This window comes from Nocardia sp. NPDC127606 (assembly GCF_042671725.1).
GTDB lineage: Bacteria > Actinomycetota > Actinomycetes > Mycobacteriales > Mycobacteriaceae > Nocardia.
This window is the reverse complement of record NZ_JBHXWQ010000001.1, coordinates 753,792-773,736: the sequence shown is the minus strand read 5'-3', so window position 1 is coordinate 773,736 and position 19,945 is coordinate 753,792. Positions and strand designations below refer to the sequence as shown.

Genomic DNA, 19,945 nt, shown 5'->3' with positions numbered 1-19,945 from the left:
GCGGCTGACCCCGTGCTGGCAGGATGAACTGCTATGCGCTTCACCGTGCCGACCATCGTGTCGATGATGGCGGCAGTCCTGCTCACCGGATGTTCGCTCTTTCCGCAAGGGCCCGATCAGGCCGAGCGTAACCGCTGGTCGCGGGTGATCGAGACGGCCATCGAGGCCCTTCCCGGAGTGGTCGACGCGTCACATGCGTTCCAGTACCACCCGTACGGCCCCAACTCCTACTACACATCCCGACTCGAGGTGCAGCTCGAGGACGGCGTCACACCCGCCGAGACCGCGTCGGTCGTGCGTGTCATGGGCGCTCAGCAGCTGCCGCCGCACTATCGAGGCGACTCGACCTCGGTCAAGATCCGCCGGATGACGGACTCCTATTCCGGGAGCTGGAGGTTCGGGCGAGACGTGGACGCGGAAGCGAACGCGGCAGACACCTGGACCCGAGTGTCATCGGCCGATACCGGTGCGGAGATACACTGGGCCAGCCACGGCGTCAAGACCACCGGAGACCCGGACGGACACGCCGAATCCATCAGTGTCCGAGCCGGCTCCGAGGCCGAACCCCAGCGTGCCACCGCGGCGATGCGCCGAATCATCCAGGACTTCCCGGACCTGGCATCCAACGACTGGACAGTGTCGCCCGTGCACGGGGAGGGCATGTCCGAGCAGTACTCGAGACTGGAACCCAGTCTGACCCACTCGGACCGCCGCCCCCGTTTCCCCTCCGACGGCGAACTCGAATTGTGGGAGTGGTTCCTGACCGATCAACCCACTCCGTTCCTCGCCGAGGTGTCGGTGCTCGACCCGCCCGACGCAGCGGGCCGCACCCTGGACGTCACGGTATTCCCGCCCGTCGGAGAGAAATTGAGCACCGCGCAAGCGACGCAACTCGCCGACCGGCACCTTCGTTACCTGGCCCGGCCGGGTGCTGTCGTCGACTACACGATCGTGACGCGCGACGGCCCCAGGGTCGCGGTCCTTGTCGGTGGCTGCCCCGCATCCGAGCGCGAGGTCGCACCGGAGTGGGAGTCCTTCGCGCGTCGGTACGAACGTTGCTAGCGCACTAGCGCTGGGTGCTGCCCGCGTCGATGGGCAATGTCACCGCGGTGATGTAGCGGCCTTCGTCCGAGGCGAGGAACAGGGCGGCATTGGCGATGTCGACCGGGTCGACCCACGGGATGGGCAGCATGTTCATCGTCACGGCCGCCTCGGCGAATTCCTCGCGGGTGGGGTTGTCCCGGTCGGGCCGGAACACCTTGCGCACCATGTCGTTCTGGATCATCGGGGTGTCGACATTGGTCGGATGCACCGAATTCACCCGGACATGGTGTGGGGCCAGCTCTTTCGCCAGCGACCGCATCAGCCCCACCACCCCGTGTTTGGCGGCGGTGTAGTGCGCGACGCCGACCAGGCCGCGTAGTCCGGCGATCGAGCTGGTCAGGATCATCGCACCGCCGCCGCGCGCGATCAGGTGCGGGGTGGCGGCCTTGCACGTCTGCCACACGCCGGTCAGGTTGACGTCGATCATCGTCTGCCACTGCTGCTCGGTCAGTTCCAGTGCGCCGCCGCTGGAACTGATTCCGGCGGTGGCGCAGACGATGTCGAGGCCGCCCAGCTGCTCGACCGCGGCGTCGACCGCGGCCCGCAGCGCCGCGCCGTCGCGGACGTCGACGGTCGCGGCGACGATCCGCGCGCCGGTCGCCTCGACCGCGCGCACGGTCTCGGCGAGGTCGTCGTGGGTCGCTCCCGGCGACACCACGGTCTCGACCGGCCCGCAGATGTCGACGGCGACGATGTCGGCGCCCTCCTCGGCCAGCCGGATCGCCTGTGCGCGGCCGATACCGCGCGCGGCGCCGGTGATCAGCGCGATCTTGCCCGAAACCCGTCCCATGTCACACCTTCTGAGTAAGTCCGGCATCGACCACGAGTTGGATTCCCGTCACGTAACGGGACTCGTCGGATGCGAGGAAGAGCACGGCATTGCTGATGTCGACCGGATCCACCCACGGAACGGGCAGAATCGTGCGCCGGGCCAGCGCCTGCGCGGCGTCCTGCTGCGTCGGATTCGGCAGGTCGGGGCGCAGTTTGGCGTACACCGCGTCGTTGAGGATCATCGGCGTGGCGACCGAGCCGGGATGCACCGTGTTCACCCGGATCCCCCGCGGGCCGAGCTCGTTGGCCAAGGTGCGGGCGAGCCCGACCACGGCGTGCTTGCTCGCCGAGTAATGCGCGGCGGCGGCCGCGCCGACGATGCCGTTGGTGGAGCTCACGATCACGACCGAGCCGCCGTCGGACAGAGCGGGAACGGCCGCGCGCACGGTGTGCCACATGCCGGTGAGATTGATGTCGATGGTGCGCTGCCAGGCCTGGTCCGACAGTTCCCAGGACAGGCCGAGGTCGGTGTAGATGCCGGCGTTGGCCACGATCACGTCGAGGCGGCCCAGTGCGGCGACGCCGTCGGCGACCGCCACGTCCAGGGATGCCTGATCGCGCACGTCGGCGATACCGGTGACGCACTGGCGACCCGTTGCCTCGACTTCTCGTGCCGTCTCGGCCAGATCGGGCGCGGCGGCCTCGATGTCGAGTGCGATGATGTCGGCGCCTTCCTCGGCCAGCCGACGGCAATGGGCGCGGCCCATTCCCCCGGCCGCGCCGGTCACCAGCGCGACGGTGTGCTGCATGCGGTTCATCGGGTGCCCCCGGAGAATCTGGTGTCCACGAGCCCGACGCTAGGGTCGCCGCCCACCGCATCCGCCCTGGTCTTCCCGGTGAGCGGGCAGTGCACCGCGATCTCCCGGCCACCGGGAGCCACGGGCTCCGCAATGCCGGCGAGCCTGCGACGGTTGCTCCGCAAGACCGGTTCCGAGATCGAGGAGAACACCAGTGACGAGGGCGACTGTCGACGTTCCACGTAGCTCGCGGGTGGTGACGCTGCGCGTATCGGCGGTGATCGAGGAAACCGCGGACGCGCGAACGCTGGTGTTCGAGGTGCCCGAAGCGGTCGCCGACCGCTTCGCCTTCCGGCCGGGCCAGTTCCTCACGCTGCGCATCCCGAGCGAGCGGCCCGAACCGGTGGCGCGCTGCTATTCGCTGGCGAGTTCGCCGTTCACGGGCGATCCGCCGCAGGTCACCGTCAAGCGCACGCCCGGCGGCTACGGCTCGAACTGGTTGTGCGACAACATCGCGGTCGGCGACACCCTCGACGTGCTGCCGCCGCAGGGCGCCTTCACTCCGGCCTCGCTCGACACCGATCTGCTGTTGTGGGCGGCCGGCAGCGGCATCACACCGGTGATGTCGATCCTGCGTTCGGCCCTGGCCCGCGGCACGGGCCGGGTGGTGCTGTTCTACGCCAATCGCGAGCAGGAATCGGTGATCTTCGCCGACGCCCTGCGCGATCTCGTGGCGCGGTACCCGGGCCGGATCACCGTGGCGCACTGGCTCGAATCGCTGCAGGGCCTACCCACCGCGGCCCAGCTGGCCGAATTCGCCGCGCCGTATCCGTCCTTCGCGTCGTTCGTGTGCGGGCCCGGCCCGTTCATGTCGGCGGTGACCGAGGCACTCTCGGGCGCCGGATGGCCGCGCGAACGCATCACCACCGAGGTGTTCGTCTCGCTGTCGGGTGATCCGTTCGCCGAGCCCGAGCCGCTCGACCCCGTCGACGACGCGGATGCCGCGCGCGTGGAGGTGGAGCTCGACGGGACGGTGCACGCGCTGAGCTGGCCGCGCTCGCGCACCCTCGTCGACGTCATGCTCGCCGACGGGCTCGATGTCCCCTACTCCTGCCGCGAGGGCGAGTGCGGTTCGTGTGCGTGCACCGTCGTCGACGGCGAGGTCACCATGACCAACTCGGCGATTCTCGATCAGGACGACATCGACGCCGGGTACACCCTGGCCTGCCAGGCCCGCCCGCGCACCGACCGAGTCCGTATCCGCTTCTGAGCGAGAGGTGTTCTGTGGCAACCGATACCGCGCGGCCCGATGTCGGATTCGGCTCGGACCGTGGGCCGGTCCTCGCGTCGCTGATGCTGGCCACCGGACTCGTCGCGCTCGATTCGACGATCCTGGCGACCGCGGTGCTGTCGATCACCGACAGCCTCGGCGATTTCACGCTGTTCCCGTGGCTGTTCACGAGCTATCTGCTCGCCCAGGCCGTCACCGTGCCGATCTACGGCGCGCTCGCCGACACCTTCGGGCGCAAGCCGGTGATGCTGTTCGGCATCGTGGTGTTCGCGCTGGGCTCGCTGCTGTGTGGGCTGGCGAGCAGCATGCTCGCCCTGATCGTGTTCCGCGCCGTCCAGGGCATCGGCGCCGGCGCTGTCCAACCGACGACCATGGTCATCGCGGGTGATCTGTACACGTTGGCCGAACGTGCCACCGTCCAGGGCTATCTGGCCGGGGTGTGGGCGGTGGCGTCGGTGACGGGCCCGCTGCTCGGTGGCATCTGCGCCGACTATCTCGGGTGGCGGTGGATCTTCCTGGTCAACCTGCCGCTGGCCGCGCTCGCCGCCTGGATCCTGATCCGTAACTTCCACGAGGCCGTACCGCGGCGTCGGCGCAGCATCGACTACGCCGGGGCGGTGCTGTTGACGCTCGGTGCGGGGGCACTGGTGCTCGGACTGCTCGAGGGCGGTCACGCGTGGGCGTGGGGATCGCCGGTCGGTATCGCGGTCTTCGGGTGCGCCGGACTGTCGCTCACGCTGTTCGTCGTCGTCGAAGCGCGTGCCACGCAACCGATTCTGCCGCTGTGGGTGTTCACCCGGCGGGTGGTGATCGCCGGCAGTGTCGCCGCCATGCTGGGCGGGGCGCTGCTGTTCGGGTTCACCACGTATGTGCCGATGTTCAATCAAGGTGTGCTCGGGTCGAGCGCCTTGGTCGCGGGGCTCGTCACCGGAGCGCTCACCCTCGGCTGGCCGTTGGCCGCGGCCAGAGCCGGAAAGGTGTATCTGCGCTTCGGGTTTCGCACGTGCGCGGTGCTCGGCAGTACCGTCGCGGCGCTCGGCGTGGTGACGACCCTGCTGCTCGACGAGGATTCGGCGCTGTGGCAGGTCGCCGCGTCGTGTTTCGTGGTGGGCGCGGGCATGGGCTTGGTGGCCACACCCACGCTCATCGCGGCGCAGACGAGCGCGCGGTGGGCCGAGCGCGGGGTCGTCACCTCTGCCACCATGTTCGCGCGGTCGCTGGGCAGCGCGGTGGGAGTCGCGGTCTTCGGTGCGATCGTCAACGCGCGCCTCGCTGGGGCCGGTGCACCGACCCCACAATCACTGTCCGCCGCAATACATCTCGTGTTCGTGTCCATCGCGGTCATGACCGTTGTGCTGGTGGCCGCGTGCGCGGCGATCCCTCGCCGGGCCCCGGAATTTCCTGTCCATCCAGCGGGAGAGCCCGGCCCGGTGAGCCGTCTCGACCACGAGCATGGGGTGGCATCACCAGACGAGAAGAGGGAGCCAGGATGCTGACAACCGGCATGCGCACCGAGCTCGCCGCCGAACTGGCGCGGGCGGAGCTGGATCGGGTGGCCGTGTCCCCCATCGTCGACCGGTATCCGGGCATCGATGTGGTGGACGCGTACGAGGTCCAGCTGCTCAATATCCGGCGCAGGCTGGGCGACGGCGGGAAGGTCGTCGGGCACAAGGTGGGGCTGTCGTCGAAGGCGATGCAGCAGATGATGGGGGTCGACGAGCCCGATTACGGTCATCTGCTCGCCGACATGGAGGTCTTCGAGGACGTCCCCGTCGACACCACCAAGTTCCTGCTGCCCCGGGTGGAGGTCGAGGTCGGGTTCGTGCTCGGCGCCGATCTGCCCGGCGAGGACTGCACCGAAGCCGATGTCCTCGCCGCGACTGTCGCCTACGCCCCGTCGATCGAGTTGATCGACTCGCGGATCACCGATTGGAAGATCGGGCTGGCCGACACGATTTCCGACAATGCGTCCTCGGCCGGGTTCGTCCTCGGCAAGGAGCGAGTCGCCCCGGGCGATATCGACATCACCGCCATCGACGCCGTACTCACCCGCAACGGTGAGATCGTCGCCGAAGGCCGCAGCGACGCGGTCCTCGGCGATCCGACGATCGCGGTCGCCTGGCTGGCCCGCAAGGTCGCGACCTTCGGGGTGCGGCTCACAGCGGGCGACATCGTGTTGCCCGGCTCCTGCACCCGCGCCATCGACGCCCGACCCGGCGACGATTTCCGCGCCGACTTCACCGGACTCGGCTCCGTCCGCTTGTCGTTCACCTGAGCCGATCCCACCCGCGGCCTGTCCGGGCCGCCATTCCTCGAGGAGGCCAACCGTGTCCCACGGTTCCGTCACCGCCGCGATCGTCGGATCCGGCAACATCAGCACCGACCTGCTCTACAAACTGCTGCGCTCGCAATCCATCGAGCCCCGCTGGATGATCGGCATCGACCCCGACAGTGAGGGGCTCAAACGCGCCCGCGGGCTCGGCCTGGAAACCTCCGCCGAAGGCGTGGACTGGCTGCTCGCCCAGGACGAGAAGCCCGACATCGTCTTCGAAGCGACCTCCGCGTATGTGCACCGCGCCGCCGCGCCGCATTACGCGGCCCACGGTATCCGTGCGATCGATCTGACTCCGGCTGCCGTCGGGCCCGCGGTGGTGCCGCCGGTGAACCTCGAGGTGAACCTGCACGCGCCGAATGTCAACATGATCACCTGCGGTGGTCAGGCCACCATTCCCATCGTCGCCGCGGTTTCGCGCGTCGTGCCGGTCCCCTATGCCGAGATCGTCGCATCGGTCTCGTCCAATTCGGCGGGCCCGGGTACTCGCGCGAATATCGACGAGTTCACCAAGACCACCAGCCGTGGCGTCGAAACCATCGGCGGCGCTCAGCGCGGCAAGGCGATCATCATCTTGAACCCCGCCGAACCGCCGATGATCATGCGCGACACCATCTTCTGCGCCATCCCCGAAGACGCCGACCACGACGCGATCACCGCCTCCATCCACCAGATGGTCGCCGACATCCAGCAATACGTGCCCGGCTACCGTCTGCTCAACGAACCCCAGTTCGACGAACCGTCCGTCGTTTCCGGTGGGCTGGCGAAGGTCTCGGTGTTCGTCGAGGTCGAAGGCGCCGGCGATTTCCTGCCCCCGTACGCGGGCAACCTCGACATCATGACCGCCGCGGCGACCCGTGTCGGTGAGGTCATGGCCGATCAGATCCTGTCGACGCGGGTGTGATCATGACCGATTCATCAGCCCTCGACACCATCACCCCCGAGGCCCTGCGTCCGCCGCAGCCGAGCCGGGCGTAAGGAGACTCGACCATGCCATTCTCCGCAGAACTCGACATTCGGATCACCGACACCTCCCTGCGTGACGGCTCCCACCACAAACGCCACCAATTCACCGCCACCGAAGTCCGCGACATCGTCGCCGCCCTCGACGGCGCCGGTGTACCCGTCATCGAAGTCACCCACGGCGACGGCCTCGGCGGCTCCTCCTTCAACTACGGATTCTCCAAAACCCCCGAACAAGAACTCATCACCATCGCCGCCCAAACAGCCAAGAACGCCAAAATCGCGTTCCTCATGCTGCCCGGCGTCGGTGTCAAAGAAGACATCAAGATCTCCCAGGACAACGGCGCCTCCATCTGCCGCATCGCCACCCACTGCACCGAAGCCGACGTCTCCATCCAACACTTCGGCTACGCCCGCGACCTCGGCCTGGAAACCGTCGGCTTCCTCATGATGTCGCACACCCAACCCCCCGAAGCCCTCGCCGAACAAGCCCGCATCATGGCCGACGCCGGCTGCCAATGCGTCTACATCGTCGACTCCGCCGGCGCGCTGGTCCTCGAACAAGTCTCCGACCGCGTCGCCGCCGTCGTCGCCGAACTCGGCACCGACGCCCAAGTCGGCTTCCACGGCCACGAGAACCTCGGCCTGGCCGTCGCGAACTCCGTCTACGCCGTCCGCGCCGGAGCCACCCAGATCGACGGCTCCACCCGCCGCTTCGGCGCCGGCGCGGGCAACACCCCCGTCGAAGCCTTCGTCGGCGTCTCCGACAAACTCGGCATCACAACCGGCGTCGATTTCTTCGCCATCGCCGACGCCGCCGAAGACGTCGTCCGCCCCGCCATGCCCCAGGAATGCCTACTCGACCGGCAATCGCTGATGATGGGCTACGCGGGCGTGTACTCCAGCTTCCTCAAGCACGCCGAACGCCAAGCCGAACGCTACGGCGTCTCCGCCGCCGAAATGCTCGTCCGCGCGGGCAAACGCAAACTCGTCGGCGGCCAGGAAGACCAGCTCATCGACATCGCCCTGGAACTCCAGCGCGAAGCCTCCGTCACGGTCTGAAGCACCCGATTCGGTCACCATCGCCCCACGTGGACCGCGCGTGGGGCGATGGTGACTTTCCACGAAGAACACGGTGCGGAAATGGTCTCGCTGGCGAAATCGACTGTCCGAATGGACATTTCGAGTGCGTCGGCTATCGTCTGTCGCACGCCGTTCGGGACCGGTCGACGTGCGACCACCGCACGCCGGGTCCCGATGAAGTGGGGGATCATGGCCCAGCGGAGTCATCGCAGGCAGACCGGTCAGCTGATCACGCCTGACGGCGCGCCCGGCGACGGCGTGGACCAGGTGCACGTCAGCGGTGCGATCTCCCTGCCCGTCCCCCCGGATGTGCTGTGGGACCTGCTGTCCGAGCCGGACAGTATCGCCGCGTGGATGTCCGAACTCCACGCCTGGACCGGATCTGCGCCGGATCGAATCGGTGCCGATCTCGAACTCGCCGCACAGGTCCAGATGTTCGACATGCTCCACGACGTGCGGCTGGTCGTCACCGAATACAGCCCGACCCGGAGCTGGACGATGACGTGCTGCGCGGTAACCGGTATCGCGGTCACCTTCGCGGTCGAACTCGATCACCCGCGCGAGCTCTCGCGCGCCACTCTTCGAACCGGCCTGCACGGCCAGGTGCTACGAGACGCCGACGCGGTCGTGCTTCGTCAGGCCCTGCAACTCGGCCTGGACTCGAGCCTTCGGCAGCTGACCGACATCGCGGCCCCCGACGGAATCACTGTCCCGCCCCCGGTAGCCGTCGTGCACCACCCGGGATAGGGCCGCCGGGTTCACCGGACGTTCAGGCGACCCGCGCGTGTTCCTCGACCGCCGCGGGCTCCTGCGCCGGCTGCGCCGGTCGGCGTCCGGTGACGAGGAACAACACAACCAGCCCGACCGCCAGCCACACATACGTGTCGCCGATGATGTGCTGATCCCACGTCCATGAGGTCTCGCGGTGTTCGCCGTCGGGCAGGAAACTGTGCGGCGCGATCACGAAGACCGCGGCGACGACGACGGTCGTGGCATACCAGCCGCGAGCGCTGCTGACCGGCAGGGTGCGGGCGTGGCAGACCATCGCCAGCAACGCGGGCGCGATCCAGACCCAGTGGTGCGACCAGGAGATCGGCGACAGCAGCAGCGTGAAGACCGCGTTGAGCGACAGGGCGATCGCGGGGGCGTCGGCGGCCTTGCGCATCGCGGCGACGACCAGCACCAGCAGCAGGGCGCCCAGCACGAGCCACAGCGCGTCGAACGGGAGGCCGGTGATGTGCAGGCGGGCCATGACGGCCTGGATCGACTGATTGGTGTGGAAGGCCGAGCCGCTCAGGCCCGAGACGTTGCCGAGGCCGCCGAACCAGTAGCGGGTGGATTCGGTGGGCAGGAACGCGAAGGACGCGATGGTGGCGATCGCACCGGTGCCCGCGGCGGTCGCGGCGGCCTTGTAGTCCTTGCGGACCAGGAAGTAGAGAACGAAAGCAGCGGGCGTGAGTTTGATGGCGGCGGCCAGGCCGATCAGCATGCCGCGCGGGTAGCGGGTCTTCGGCAGCAGGCAGTCGGTGGCGACCAGCACCATCAGCAGGAGATTGACCTGACCGAAGTCGATGGTCGAACGAACCGGTTCCAGCAGCATCGCCAGCGGGACCGCGCAGGCGGTGACGAGCAGCGCGACCTGCTTGCGGTCGGGGTGGTAGCGGCGGGCCACCAGATACAGCGTCCAGGCGACCGCGGCGATCGACACCACGACGTAGAGGATCTTCGCCGTGCCCCACGGCAGCAGCGCGAACGGCGCGAGTGCGATGGCCGCGAACGGCGGGTAGATGAAGGGCAGACCGATGCCGATCGTGGTCTTGGGCAGCTGACCGTACATATCGGCGCCGTCGCGCATCGCCTCGATGCCGAGGCGGTAGACCTGGAGATCGATGAACCCGTCGGAATAGCGTTCGAAGGGCCAGATCGGCGTCCTGACACAGACCACCGACACAATGGTGAGCAACACCGGCACCAGCCACCATGCTCGATTGATCGGGCGTGGGGAACGCTCTTGCTCGGGGTGGGTGGTGTCACTACTCATCCGCGGCGACTATACCGACTCGCGCGCGCTGCCGGGGCACCGCCCATCGGCGGGGGTGACTCGCGCAATAGCCAGGCGGATGCCCGCCCACGGACCGAACGCGCTGAATACGGGGCTGGTCAGTCGCCGCGGTTGTAGCGGGTCAGGTAACCGGCCATGGCCGCGACATCCGCGTCCGTCCAGTCGGCGAAACGCGCCTGAAAAGCCTCCCGGCGCCGGCGTTCGGCCTCTCCGGCGACGGCTCGGCCCTCGGGGGTGGCGTGCAGGACGTGATTGCGCCGATTGCCGGGGTCGACCGCGCGTTCGAGGTAGCCGAGCTTCTCGAGCGCGCCGACCTGCCTGCTGACGGTCGATTTGTCGAGCCGGAACTGTTCGGCCAGGTCGGTGGCCAGGCAACCGCCACGTTCGAGGATCAGGTCGAGAATGCTGTAGGCGACCAGGCTCAGCTCGGGGTGCAGTTCGGCGGCCCGGCCGCGGGCACGGCGGGCGAAGGCGGTGAGTTCCCGCTGGATGGTGTCGACAGCCTGGGTTCTTGTGCTCCGCGCGTCCATAGTTGTATCATACAACCATATATAGTTGCATTTACCAACTGTTTGGAGATCTTCCCCGATGACTCGCACCCAGTTCCGGCACCTCGCCGGACATCTGCTGACGCCGCTGCTGATGTGCCTCGGCATGGCCTTCGCCTACCTCGGCGCGTTCCATCAGCCCGAGCCGAACAATCTCGCGCTCGCCGTCGTCGGCGACTCCCCGCAGACGATGGTGCTGGCGCAGACGATGAAGGACAAGGGCGGCGCCGGGCTCGACATGGTCACCGTGCCCGATCGCGACGCGGCCATCGACGCGCTGCGCAACCGCGAACTCGTCGGCGCCTATGTGCCCGACGGCACCAGGCCGGAGCTGCTGGTCGCCACCGCGAGCTCCGATACCGGCGCGATGGCCGCGGAGGTGGCGTTCCGGTCGGTGGCCGATCATCAGGGCGTGCCGCTGGTGGTCACCGATGTGACGACCAAGGCAGGCGGTGACCCGACGGGGCAGGGCATCTTCTTCCTGCTGGTCGCGTTGAGCGTGGGCGCCTACGGCAGCGTCGCGGTGATCGGCGCGGCGGGCGCGCTGCTGCGGATGCGGGTGCGCGCCGCGGTCGGCGTGGTGACCGCGCTCATCGTGAGCCTCATCGGCGTGCTGGTGGCGGGTCCGGTGTTCGGCGTGATCGACAGCGACGTCGCGAGCGTGTTCGCCATCGCCTGGGTCTACACCTCGGGCATCATCCTGATCGGCATCGGTCTGCACACGTTCTTGAAGCGCTGGACCACCCTCGCCCTGATCACCCTGTTCGTGATGCTGAACTTCACCACCTCCGGCGGCGTCTACGGGCCCGAACTCCAGAACGGGTTCTTCGGTGCGCTGCACTCGTTCTGGAACGGTGCCGACTTCGTCGAAGGGCTGCGCAGTCTGCTCTACTTCGACGGTGGCGCCGGGTTCGGCTCCCGCCTGTTCGGGTTGTTCGCCTGGCTGGTCGCGGGTGTGGTGCTGGTCGGGGTGGCCGGCCGGTACGAGGCACGCCACGCGCCCCAGCCGGTCGCGCCTGCCGCGGTCGAAGAGGAGATCGGCGAATCGGTCGCCGTCTGAACCGTCGACGCCGCGCCCGATCAGTCAGGTCAGGCCCCCGGTGAATCCCGTTGCCCGACATCCGGACACACTGTTACGGACCAGGTCGGCCCGGGTCGCCGGAGCCCCGTCGATTTCAGCGGCCGTCTTGTCATGAATCGACCACGACTCCACGTAGACACGAGTACGGTGTAGCGCGCAACCGCGGACAGTCTGGCGCCGCGAGGGGGTGTAACAGCGGAAAGGGCGGGTGCCACCGATGAATGATCCCGACGCGCAACGCCCTGGCGACCCACTCCCCCTCGATCAGCGCTACGACGGCGCCGATCCGATCGAATGGTGCGGTGCGGCGGTCTATCCGATGTACACCGAGGCGCTGCCCGCCGGAACGACGGCGGTGCATCTGCGCGCGCTGTCGGTGATGGCACCCGAGGATGTGACGGGCCTGGGCCTCGGGCTCTCCGTCCACGACGGGCACGTGAACCTGAACGGGAAATCGCTGGCGGGCGTCGACATCTGGTACGAAGCCCTCGCCGACGGCATCGACATCTCGGTGACCGCGGACGCACCCGACGCGCTGTTCACCCTCACACCCGTCTGGGTGGCCGAATCGGGCACACACCAATCCTGGACCGGCAACTACGGCATGGTCGTCGACCTGCTCCCCGACGGTGCCTCGACCCTGTGGTGCAGCACCGGCCCCGGCACACCCGATTTCAACGAACTGGTCGTCGAACTCAGCACCGGTCCAGCCGAACCGGTTCGCCCCGCACCACCCCTCGATACGGTCGACCCGGCGACGACACCGCTCGGCCCGGCCCCTTCGACTCCCCCCGTCGAACCGAGTCCCCCAGCCGCTTCCACCGAACCGACACCATCGGCTCCCCTACCGAAAATCTCGATCGCACCGGCCGACCCACCCGAGCCCCCACGAACCAGCCAGGGTGTCGGCGGCGCCCTCCACGAACTGGGAACCGCCATGCACGAACGCGGAGAACACGACTCGGCCCGCGCCCTCTGGACCCAAGCCGCACAGGCAGGCCACAGCGGCGCCGCCTACGACCTGGGCACCCTGCTGCTCCAACAAGGCGAACGCGACGCCGCCGAACAATGGTGGAAGGCCGCCGCCCACGACGACCCACGAGCAGCGGCCTCCCTTTCCGCCCTGTCCGAACTGCCCTAGGACGGAGAAAGCCGCCACCCGCGATGATCCGCGGGCGGCGGCTTCGTGTCCGACCTGCCTAGGGCGCCTGATCCGCCAGGACCGCACCGGCTTCCGTGACCTCACGCAAGGGCGTGAAATCGCGGGCGGCGATGTATTGCGGGCGGCGCTGGGGAGCCGCGAAGGGCTCCACCAGGGCGTTTTCCACGCTGTTGAACACCATGAAGATGTTCGAGCGCGGGAACGGGGTGATGTTGTTCGACGAGCCGTGCATCATGTTGGAGTCGAACAACAGCGCCGAACCGGCCCGCCCGGTGAACTGGGTGATGCCGTAGCGGGCGGCCAGGAACGTGACGTCGTCCGTCGTCGGGACCCCGATTCGCTGCTCGCGCAACGACTCCCGATAGTGACCGCTCGGCGTTTCGCCCAGGCACGGTACGAAGGTGCGGTGCGAACCGGGCATCAGCATCAGGCTGCCGTTGAACGGGTAGTTGTCGGTCAACGCGATCGACAGACTCACCGCGCGGGGGGCAGGCATGCCGTCCTCGGCGTGCCAGGTCTCGAAATCGGAATGCCAGCCGAAACCGCTACCACCGAAACCGGGCATGTAGTTCACCCGGGTCTGATGCAGGTACACCGGCGAACCGAGGATCTGCTCGGCGAGGCCGGCGATCCGCGTTTGCGCGACCAGCTCCGCGATCGGTTTGCTGAGCTGATGTACCTGGAACACCGAACGGACCTGCCCCGCAACGGGTTCCACGATCACCCGTTCATCGCCGTAGAGCACGGGGTCGGCCGCGAGGTGGCCGACCTCGGCACCGAAGGCGGCCACCTCGTCGGGGGTGAGCAGGTCGGGGATCGTCGCGAAACCGTTCGCGTCGAATCCGATCAGCTCCGGCGAGGTGACCTGGCCCCACACCGCGGGATCGGTGCGTTCGATATGCGGGGCCGGCTCGGACAACCGGGTCGGGTAGCGGTCGAGCTGATCAGACACTGGCGCCATCCTCCTCGATAATCAGCGGATACACCCCGTTCTCATCGTGTACCTCGCGGCCGGTGACCGGCGGATTGAAAACGCACAACATCCGCAGCTGGGTGCGGGCGGTGACCTGATGACGTTCGTGGCCGTTGAGCAAGTACATCGAACCCGGGCCCAGCTCGTACGTGGTCTGGTTGTCGAGATCGAGCAGGTTGCCCTCGCCCTCGACCAGCCACACCGCCTCGACGTGGTTCTGGTAGTGGAACTCGTGGACGGTGCCTGCCTCGATTGTAGTCTCGTGGAAGGAGAAGCCGACCTTGTCGCCGCCGAGCACGATGCGCTTGCTGCGCCAACCCGGCCCTGCCACATCGCGTTCGGTGCCGGTGATCTCTTCGGTGGTGCGCACGATCATGCGGCACCGCCACAGACGGTGTCGATCGAGGAGACCAGCACCGACAGGCCCTGATCGAGTTCGTCGCTGCCGAGCGTCAACGGCGGCAGCAGTTTCACGACCTCGTCCATCGACCCCGAGGTCTCCACCAGCAGACCCTGTTCGAACGCGGTGCGGCACACCTTGCCCGCCTGCGACGGGTCGTCGAAGACGATGCCGTGCACCATGCCGCGACCACGGGTGGACACTCCGGCATGCCGCTGCGCGACCGCCTCGAGCGTGCGGCCCACGTAGGCGCCGTTCTCGGCGGTGCGCTGGGCGAGCTTGTCATCGGACCAGTACTCGCGCAGGGCCGCGGTCGCGGTGACGAAGGCGGGGTTGTTGCCGCGGAAGGTGCCGTTGTGCTCACCGGGCGCCCACTGGTCGTGCTCGGGCTTGAGCAGCACCAGCGCCATCGGCAGACCGTAGCCACCGATCGACTTGGACAGCGTCACGATGTCGGGGGTGATGCCGGCGATCTCGAAGGAGAAGAACGGACCGGTGCGCCCGCAACCCATCTGCACGTCGTCGACGATGAGCAGGATGTCCCGCGCGGCGCACAGTCCGGCCAGGTGACGCAGCCATTCGGCGCGGGCCAGGTTGACGCCGCCCTCACCCTGCACGGTCTCCACGATCACCGCGGCGGGGCGATCGAAACCCGAGGAGCTGTCGTCGAGGACGCGCTGCATCCAGCCGAAGTCCTCGATGGTGTTGTCGAAGTAGCCGTCGTAGGGCATCGGGGTGGAGTGCTCGAGCGGCACCCCGGCGCCGGCCCGCTTGGCGGCGTTGCCGGTCACCGACAGCGCGCCCAGGGTCATGCCGTGGAAGGCGTTGGTGAAGCTCAGGATGGTCTTGCGCCCGGTGACCTTGCGGGCCAGCTTGAGCGCGGCTTCGACGGCGTTCGCGCCGGTCGGACCAGGGAACTGGACCTTGTAGTCGAGGCCACGCGGCGCGAGCAGATTGTCGCGGATGGTCTCGAGTAGTTCACGTTTGGCCACGGTCGACATGTCCAGACCGTGGGTGATGCCGTTGCTGCCGATGTATTCCAGCAGCGCCTTCTTCAGAATCGGGTTGTTGTGTCCGTAGTTCAACGCGCCGGCGCCTGCGAAGAAGTCGAGATATTCGCGGCCCTGCTCGTCGCGCAACCATGCGCCTTCGGCGGTGCTGAAGATGGCCGGCCAGTCACGGCAGTATCCGCGCACGTTCGATTCCATAGCCTCGAAAATGCTGGTGTCGGTGGTCGTGATCATCGTCGTTCCTCCTGGCGCTGAGCCGGTGAAATCACATACAGCAGCTCTGCCTCGTGTGAATCGGGGAAATCGTTTTCTTCGAACAGGTCCTCGGTGCGCAAATCGGCACCGCGTTCCCGGGCCACCGCGGAGAACAGCGCATGTGAGGCGGTGTTTCCGGGTGAGATCGTGGTTTCCAAGGTGGTGATGCCCGCATCGGCTACCGAATCGAGCAGCGCGTGCAGGATGGCGGCGGCCAGGCCGCGGCCACGAGCTTGCGCGTCGACGGCGATCTGCCAGACGAACAGCGTGTCCGGAGCTTCCGGACGCACATATCCGATGACGAATCCGACGGGCTGACCGTCACTTTCGGCAACCAACGAGGTTGCGGCGAAATCGCGACACCACAGCAGGTACGCATAGCTGGAATTGACGTCGAGTACCTGCGAATCGCGGGCGATCCGCCACAGCTGGGCACCGTCGCCCAGCCGCGGATGACGCAATCTCGGTTCCGAACCAGGGGCCGCCGCGTTGGCGGCCGGCTCGATGGACATGGTGGACGTTGTCATATATCTAACGTGCCCAGCCGACTTTGCGGTCTTTGTGTCGAGCTCTTTGCGGTTGTATGACGAATCGTTTACTACGACTGCACGTCGAGGCGATACCCGAGACCGCGGACGGTAACCACGATGCGCGGGTCGGACGGGTCGCGTTCGATCTTGGTGCGCAGGCGTCGCACGTGGACGTCGACAATGCGCTCGTCACCGAAAAAGCCCTGATCCCATACTCTTTCGAGCAGCACGGATCGACTCAGCACGCGGCCGGGGGTCTCCGCCAGTTCACACAGCAACCGGAATTCGGTGACCGTGAGGTGGATCTCCTCGGCGCCGCGTCGCACCGCGCCGGCGTCGGCCGCCAGCACCAGTGGCGCGTGCGGATCGGCGTCGAGCACGGCCTCGGGGGTCGTGTCGCGATCGGCGGTGATGCGGGCGCGGCGGCGGAGCGCGCGCATCCTGGCGGTGATCTCCTTGATTTCGAACGGCTTGCTCACGAAGTCGTCGGCCCCCGCCTCCAGGGCCGCGACCACGTCGTGGGTGTCGTAACGGGTGCTGATCACGATGATCGGCACGTCGTGGTCACGACGGATCTCCCTGATGCAGTCGAAGCCGTCGGCTTCGCCGCGCATCAGGTCGACGATCATCAGATCGGGTGGCCCGTCGTTCCGCAGCCGATCGAGGGCGTCGGAAGGGACGCCTGCCTCGGCTACGGCATACCCTTCGTCTTCCATCGCGCGACGCAGGTCGCCGCGCATCTGGACGTCGTCGTCCACGATCATCAGGTTCGCGCTCATGTGCACATCCTTTGCTGACACGCCGGGCGTGTGCCGGTGCACTGGGGGGTTTCGCGTCCCCAGACCGACACGACATCCCGCCTTCGAGCTTGTTACCGATCTGTTATGTACCCAGACTGGTGCGGGCGTAAACCCGTCGTAACAATTCGCCCGCTCAACAGGCGCTTCGACGGGGACGTGGCCGGTGGCATAGTCGAGGGGTGACCCCGACTTTCGCTGATATCGAAGCCGCCGCTGCGCGCATCGACGGGCTGGTTCGCCCGATCACTGTCGCACCGGCCGGACCAGGGCCGGACCCGCTATGGTTCGCACTGGAGTTCTTGCAGTTCACCGGCACTTTCAAGGCGCGTGGTGCGCAGAATTTCGTGCGCGCGCACGCGGCTGCGGAAACGTTGCCGGACGCGGGTGTGACGATCGCCTCGGGCGGCAATGCCGGGTTGGCGTGCGCATGGGCGGCACGGGAGGCGGGGGTGCCCGCGACGGTGTTTCTGCCCGAGACCGCGCCTGCGGTCAAAATCGGTCGACTTCGTGACTACGGCGCGCAGGTGCGACTGATCGGTCCGGAATACAAGCAGGCGTTGGCCGCTTGCCGGGAATTCGCCGAGACCAGTGGTGCGCTGGCCGCCCATGCGTATGACGATACGCTCGTCGCCGCGGGCGCAGGCACGCTGATGCGCGAGATCCAGGCGCGCATCCCCGACCTCGACACGGTGCTCGTCGCCGTCGGCGGCGGTGGTTTGTTCACCGGAACGGCCGTCGCCGCACAGCATTTCGGGATCCGCACGGTGGCCGTCGAACCCCGGGGTTGTCGATCGCTGAACGCCGCGCTCGAAGCCGGTCACCCGGTGGATGTCACCGTCGACTCGATCGCCGCGGATTCCCTCGGCGCCCCGAATGTGTCGGCGATGGCTCTGGCCGCCGCCCAGCATCCGAGTGTGCGGTCATTGCTGGTGCCCGACGAGGCGATCCGCGCGGCCAGGCAGCAACTGTGGGACTCCCATCGCATCGCCGTGGAGAACGGCGCGGCCACCGCGATGGCGGCACTGCTCGACACCGGTTCGGGCCCGGCCTATCGGCCCGAACCCGGCGAGCGGGTGTGCGTGATCTTGTGTGGGGCCAATACCGACCCCAGCGACCTCGTCTAACGGACCAGGGCGTTCTTGTCCACATAGTTGGTCATCGCGGAGTTCAGGCCGCGCATGGCCAAGGTGTAGCCGTAGGGGAAGTAGCGCTGACCCCAGTGGGCGAGCTGGATGTCGCGGGAGGTGTAGACCCAGTAGCGGTTGCGCTCGACACCCTTGATCACCGACGTGGCCGCCTGCTCGGGGGTGACGGCGTGGCGCATGAACAGGCCGATCGCCTTGTTCAGCGCCGCGTTGTCGCGGTCGACGCCCGCGATGTCGACGCTGTCGACCATCGGGGTGGCCATCGCGCCGGGGCAGACCAGGCTGACGCCGATCTTGTGGCGGCGCAGGTCGAAACGCAGCACCTCCGAGACCCCGCGCAGACCGAATTTGGTGGCGCTGTAGGGCGCGTGCCACGGTAGACCGAAGATGCCCGCCGCCGAGGACACGTTCACCAGGTGACCGCCGCGACCGGCGGAGATCATCGGGCGCACGAACTCCTCGATGATGTGGATCGGGCCCATCAGATTGATGTCGACGGTGCGGCGCCACTGCTGGGGCGTGAGCTTGTCGACGGTGCCCCAGGTGGCGATGCCCGCCACGTTCATGACGATGTCCACGTGGCTCACGGCCTCGAAGGTGTGGGCGGCCAGACCGACGACCGCGGAATGGTCGCTGACGTCGGCCGCGTGCGCGAGATGCACCGTCGCACCGGTCGCGCGCAGTTCCTCGGCGGTGGTGGCGAGCGCGTCGGCGGTGATGTCGGTGAGGACGAGCGAGGCCCCTTTGGCGGCGGCCGCGAACGCGGTGGCGCGGCCGAGGCCGCTGGCGGCGCCGGTGATCAGGCAGGTCTTCCCGTCGAACTTCGTCATGGTCCCGACCCTACGTTTGGTGAACAGATGCGTCTACGGTTCCGCGGTGATCGCGATGGTGGTCCAGCCGCCGACATGGATCCGGCTGCCTTCGCGCAGTGCGACCGCCTGCTGCGGAGCGATCGGTGTTTCGGCGCCGTCCAGACTGGTTCCATTGGTGGAACCGAGGTCGGTGATGGTGAGCACGCCGTCCCGATCGACCTGGATCATCGCATGCGCGCGGGAGACGCCGATATCCGCCGGGGCGATGCCGAGGTCGATCTCGGGCACGATCCCTTGCGAGGCCGATCGTTTTCCGATCAGGAACTGGCTGCCATGCAAGATGATTCGGCGTTCGGGGTAGAAGTCCGGGAATTCGACACGCTCGGCATCGGGACCCTTGCGGGCCTGGACGCGCGCGTAGAACTCACGGTCGGCGAAGATCCGCGCGACCCACACCCGGGATCGGCCGCTGTCGGGCGGCGCGCCGGTGGCGATCACGGTGGGGTCGAACCCGCCCCGATGATCGGGATGTGCACCCGCACGTGACGATTCGGGCCGCCGCCCGGCCGAGGGGTCGCCGAAGTCGGCCCCGGCGCGGTCGGCCGATTCCGGTCGGTCGCCGGAACGCGGCGACGTCGCGGTCGGTGGCGGCAGGGCGGAATCGTGGCCGCATCCTTCGCAGAAGCGTCCGCTGGTCGGCGCGTGGCAGTTCGGGCACAGGCGCAGAGCCGCCGGGTCGGGCGCGGGGGCCGCGCCCAGAGCCGATCCGCACACATCGCAGTAGTCCGTCGACCGCGACTGGTGTCCGTCCGCGCACATCGGCATG

Annotated in this window: 21 protein-coding genes; 10 read left to right on the top strand and 11 right to left on the bottom strand. The window is 67.8% G+C overall.

Annotated features, from left to right (window positions below; translation table 11 throughout):
• Positions 1-33 precede the first annotated feature (33 nt).
• Positions 34-1,062, top strand: a complete 1,029-nt coding sequence (locus tag ACFVJ5_RS03610) for a hypothetical protein (protein WP_379218327.1) — start codon at positions 34-36, stop codon at positions 1,060-1,062.
• Positions 1,063-1,066: 4 nt separating this feature from the next.
• Here ACFVJ5_RS03610 and ACFVJ5_RS03605 read toward each other — a convergent pair whose 3' ends face one another.
• A complete protein-coding gene (locus tag ACFVJ5_RS03605; protein ID WP_379218326.1) occupies positions 1,067-1,894 on the bottom strand; it encodes a mycofactocin-coupled SDR family oxidoreductase in 828 nt (275 codons plus the stop codon).
• Position 1,895: 1 nt separating this feature from the next.
• Positions 1,896-2,693, bottom strand: a complete 798-nt coding sequence (locus tag ACFVJ5_RS03600) for a mycofactocin-coupled SDR family oxidoreductase (RefSeq protein ID WP_379218325.1) — start codon at positions 2,691-2,693, stop codon at positions 1,896-1,898.
• Between the two features lie 193 nt (positions 2,694-2,886).
• Here ACFVJ5_RS03600 and ACFVJ5_RS03595 point away from each other — a divergent pair, with 193 nt between their 5' ends.
• The 6 genes from ACFVJ5_RS03595 to ACFVJ5_RS03570 all read left to right on the top strand — a co-directional run bounded on the left by ACFVJ5_RS03595 (position 2,887) and on the right by ACFVJ5_RS03570 (position 9,088).
• A complete protein-coding gene (locus ACFVJ5_RS03595; protein WP_379218324.1) occupies positions 2,887-3,942 on the top strand; it encodes a 2Fe-2S iron-sulfur cluster-binding protein in 1,056 nt (351 codons plus the stop codon).
• Positions 3,943-3,956: 14 nt separating this feature from the next.
• Positions 3,957-5,459, top strand: a complete 1,503-nt coding sequence (locus ACFVJ5_RS03590; RefSeq protein ID WP_379218323.1) for an MDR family MFS transporter — start codon at positions 3,957-3,959, stop codon at positions 5,457-5,459.
• On the top strand, positions 5,453-6,238 hold the full coding sequence (locus ACFVJ5_RS03585; RefSeq protein WP_379218322.1) for a 2-keto-4-pentenoate hydratase: 786 nt from the start codon (positions 5,453-5,455) through the stop codon (positions 6,236-6,238). The genes ACFVJ5_RS03590 and ACFVJ5_RS03585 overlap by 7 nt, the downstream gene beginning before the upstream one ends.
• Before the next feature lie 52 nt (positions 6,239-6,290).
• Positions 6,291-7,199: an acetaldehyde dehydrogenase (acetylating) gene (locus ACFVJ5_RS03580; RefSeq protein ID WP_379218321.1), complete on the top strand. Its 909-nt coding sequence runs from the start codon at positions 6,291-6,293 to the stop codon at positions 7,197-7,199.
• Positions 7,200-7,285: 86 nt separating this feature from the next.
• Positions 7,286-8,320, top strand: a complete 1,035-nt coding sequence (dmpG, locus tag ACFVJ5_RS03575) for a 4-hydroxy-2-oxovalerate aldolase (RefSeq protein ID WP_379218320.1) — start codon at positions 7,286-7,288, stop codon at positions 8,318-8,320.
• A gap of 210 nt (positions 8,321-8,530) precedes the next feature.
• Complete coding sequence (locus ACFVJ5_RS03570; RefSeq protein ID WP_379218319.1) at positions 8,531-9,088, top strand: SRPBCC family protein; 558 nt, start codon at positions 8,531-8,533, stop codon at positions 9,086-9,088.
• A gap of 22 nt (positions 9,089-9,110) precedes the next feature.
• Here ACFVJ5_RS03570 and ACFVJ5_RS03565 read toward each other — a convergent pair whose 3' ends face one another.
• Both ACFVJ5_RS03565 and ACFVJ5_RS03560 read right to left on the bottom strand, forming a co-directional pair.
• Positions 9,111-10,382: a glycosyltransferase 87 family protein gene (locus ACFVJ5_RS03565; RefSeq protein ID WP_379218318.1), complete on the bottom strand. Its 1,272-nt coding sequence runs from the start codon at positions 10,380-10,382 to the stop codon at positions 9,111-9,113.
• Positions 10,383-10,501: 119 nt separating this feature from the next.
• On the bottom strand, positions 10,502-10,933 hold the full coding sequence (locus ACFVJ5_RS03560; protein ID WP_379218317.1) for a MarR family winged helix-turn-helix transcriptional regulator: 432 nt from the start codon (positions 10,931-10,933) through the stop codon (positions 10,502-10,504).
• Between the two features lie 58 nt (positions 10,934-10,991).
• Between ACFVJ5_RS03560 and ACFVJ5_RS03555 the strand changes: the two genes are divergently transcribed.
• Together ACFVJ5_RS03555 and ACFVJ5_RS03550 are read left to right on the top strand one after the other, a co-directional pair.
• A complete protein-coding gene (locus ACFVJ5_RS03555) occupies positions 10,992-12,011 on the top strand; it encodes a hypothetical protein (protein ID WP_379218316.1) in 1,020 nt (339 codons plus the stop codon).
• A 238-nt stretch (positions 12,012-12,249) separates the two neighbouring features.
• Positions 12,250-13,173 (top strand): hypothetical protein, encoded by a 924-nt coding sequence (locus tag ACFVJ5_RS03550; RefSeq protein ID WP_379218315.1) that lies wholly within the window; start codon positions 12,250-12,252, stop codon positions 13,171-13,173.
• A gap of 58 nt (positions 13,174-13,231) precedes the next feature.
• Here ACFVJ5_RS03550 and thpD read toward each other — a convergent pair whose 3' ends face one another.
• The 5 genes from thpD to ACFVJ5_RS03525 form a co-directional block, all read right to left on the bottom strand.
• The gene (gene thpD, locus ACFVJ5_RS03545; protein WP_379218314.1) at positions 13,232-14,155 is read right to left on the bottom strand and encodes an ectoine hydroxylase; all 924 of its coding nucleotides are present in this window, start codon (positions 14,153-14,155) and stop codon (positions 13,232-13,234) included.
• Positions 14,139-14,543: an ectoine synthase gene (locus ACFVJ5_RS03540; protein WP_379218313.1), complete on the bottom strand. Its 405-nt coding sequence runs from the start codon at positions 14,541-14,543 to the stop codon at positions 14,139-14,141. The genes thpD and ACFVJ5_RS03540 overlap by 17 nt, the downstream gene beginning before the upstream one ends.
• Positions 14,540-15,811, bottom strand: coding sequence for a diaminobutyrate--2-oxoglutarate transaminase (gene ectB / locus ACFVJ5_RS03535; protein WP_379218312.1), 1,272 nt, complete (start codon positions 15,809-15,811; stop codon positions 14,540-14,542). The genes ACFVJ5_RS03540 and ectB overlap by 4 nt, the downstream gene beginning before the upstream one ends.
• Positions 15,808-16,359, bottom strand: a complete 552-nt coding sequence (gene ectA, locus ACFVJ5_RS03530) for a diaminobutyrate acetyltransferase (protein ID WP_379218311.1) — start codon at positions 16,357-16,359, stop codon at positions 15,808-15,810. Before ectA ends, ectB begins: the two co-directional genes overlap by 4 nt.
• Before the next feature lie 71 nt (positions 16,360-16,430).
• Positions 16,431-17,141 carry a response regulator transcription factor gene (locus ACFVJ5_RS03525; protein ID WP_357369059.1) on the bottom strand — a complete coding sequence of 237 codons (711 nt, stop codon included), beginning with the start codon at positions 17,139-17,141 and terminating at the stop codon, positions 16,431-16,433.
• 200 nt (positions 17,142-17,341) lie between these two features.
• Between ACFVJ5_RS03525 and ACFVJ5_RS03520 the strand changes: the two genes are divergently transcribed.
• A complete protein-coding gene (locus ACFVJ5_RS03520) occupies positions 17,342-18,286 on the top strand; it encodes a threonine/serine dehydratase (protein ID WP_379218310.1) in 945 nt (314 codons plus the stop codon).
• On the opposite strand, the gene ACFVJ5_RS03515 is transcribed toward ACFVJ5_RS03520, so the two are convergent.
• Both ACFVJ5_RS03515 and ACFVJ5_RS03510 read right to left on the bottom strand, forming a co-directional pair.
• Positions 18,283-19,137 (bottom strand): SDR family oxidoreductase, encoded by an 855-nt coding sequence (locus tag ACFVJ5_RS03515; RefSeq protein WP_379218309.1) that lies wholly within the window; start codon positions 19,135-19,137, stop codon positions 18,283-18,285. The two genes, ACFVJ5_RS03520 and ACFVJ5_RS03515, sit on opposite strands and share 4 nt — an antisense overlap.
• Before the next feature lie 33 nt (positions 19,138-19,170).
• Positions 19,171-19,944, bottom strand: coding sequence for an FHA domain-containing protein (locus tag ACFVJ5_RS03510; RefSeq protein ID WP_379218308.1), 774 nt, complete (start codon positions 19,942-19,944; stop codon positions 19,171-19,173).
• Position 19,945 lies beyond the last annotated feature (1 nt).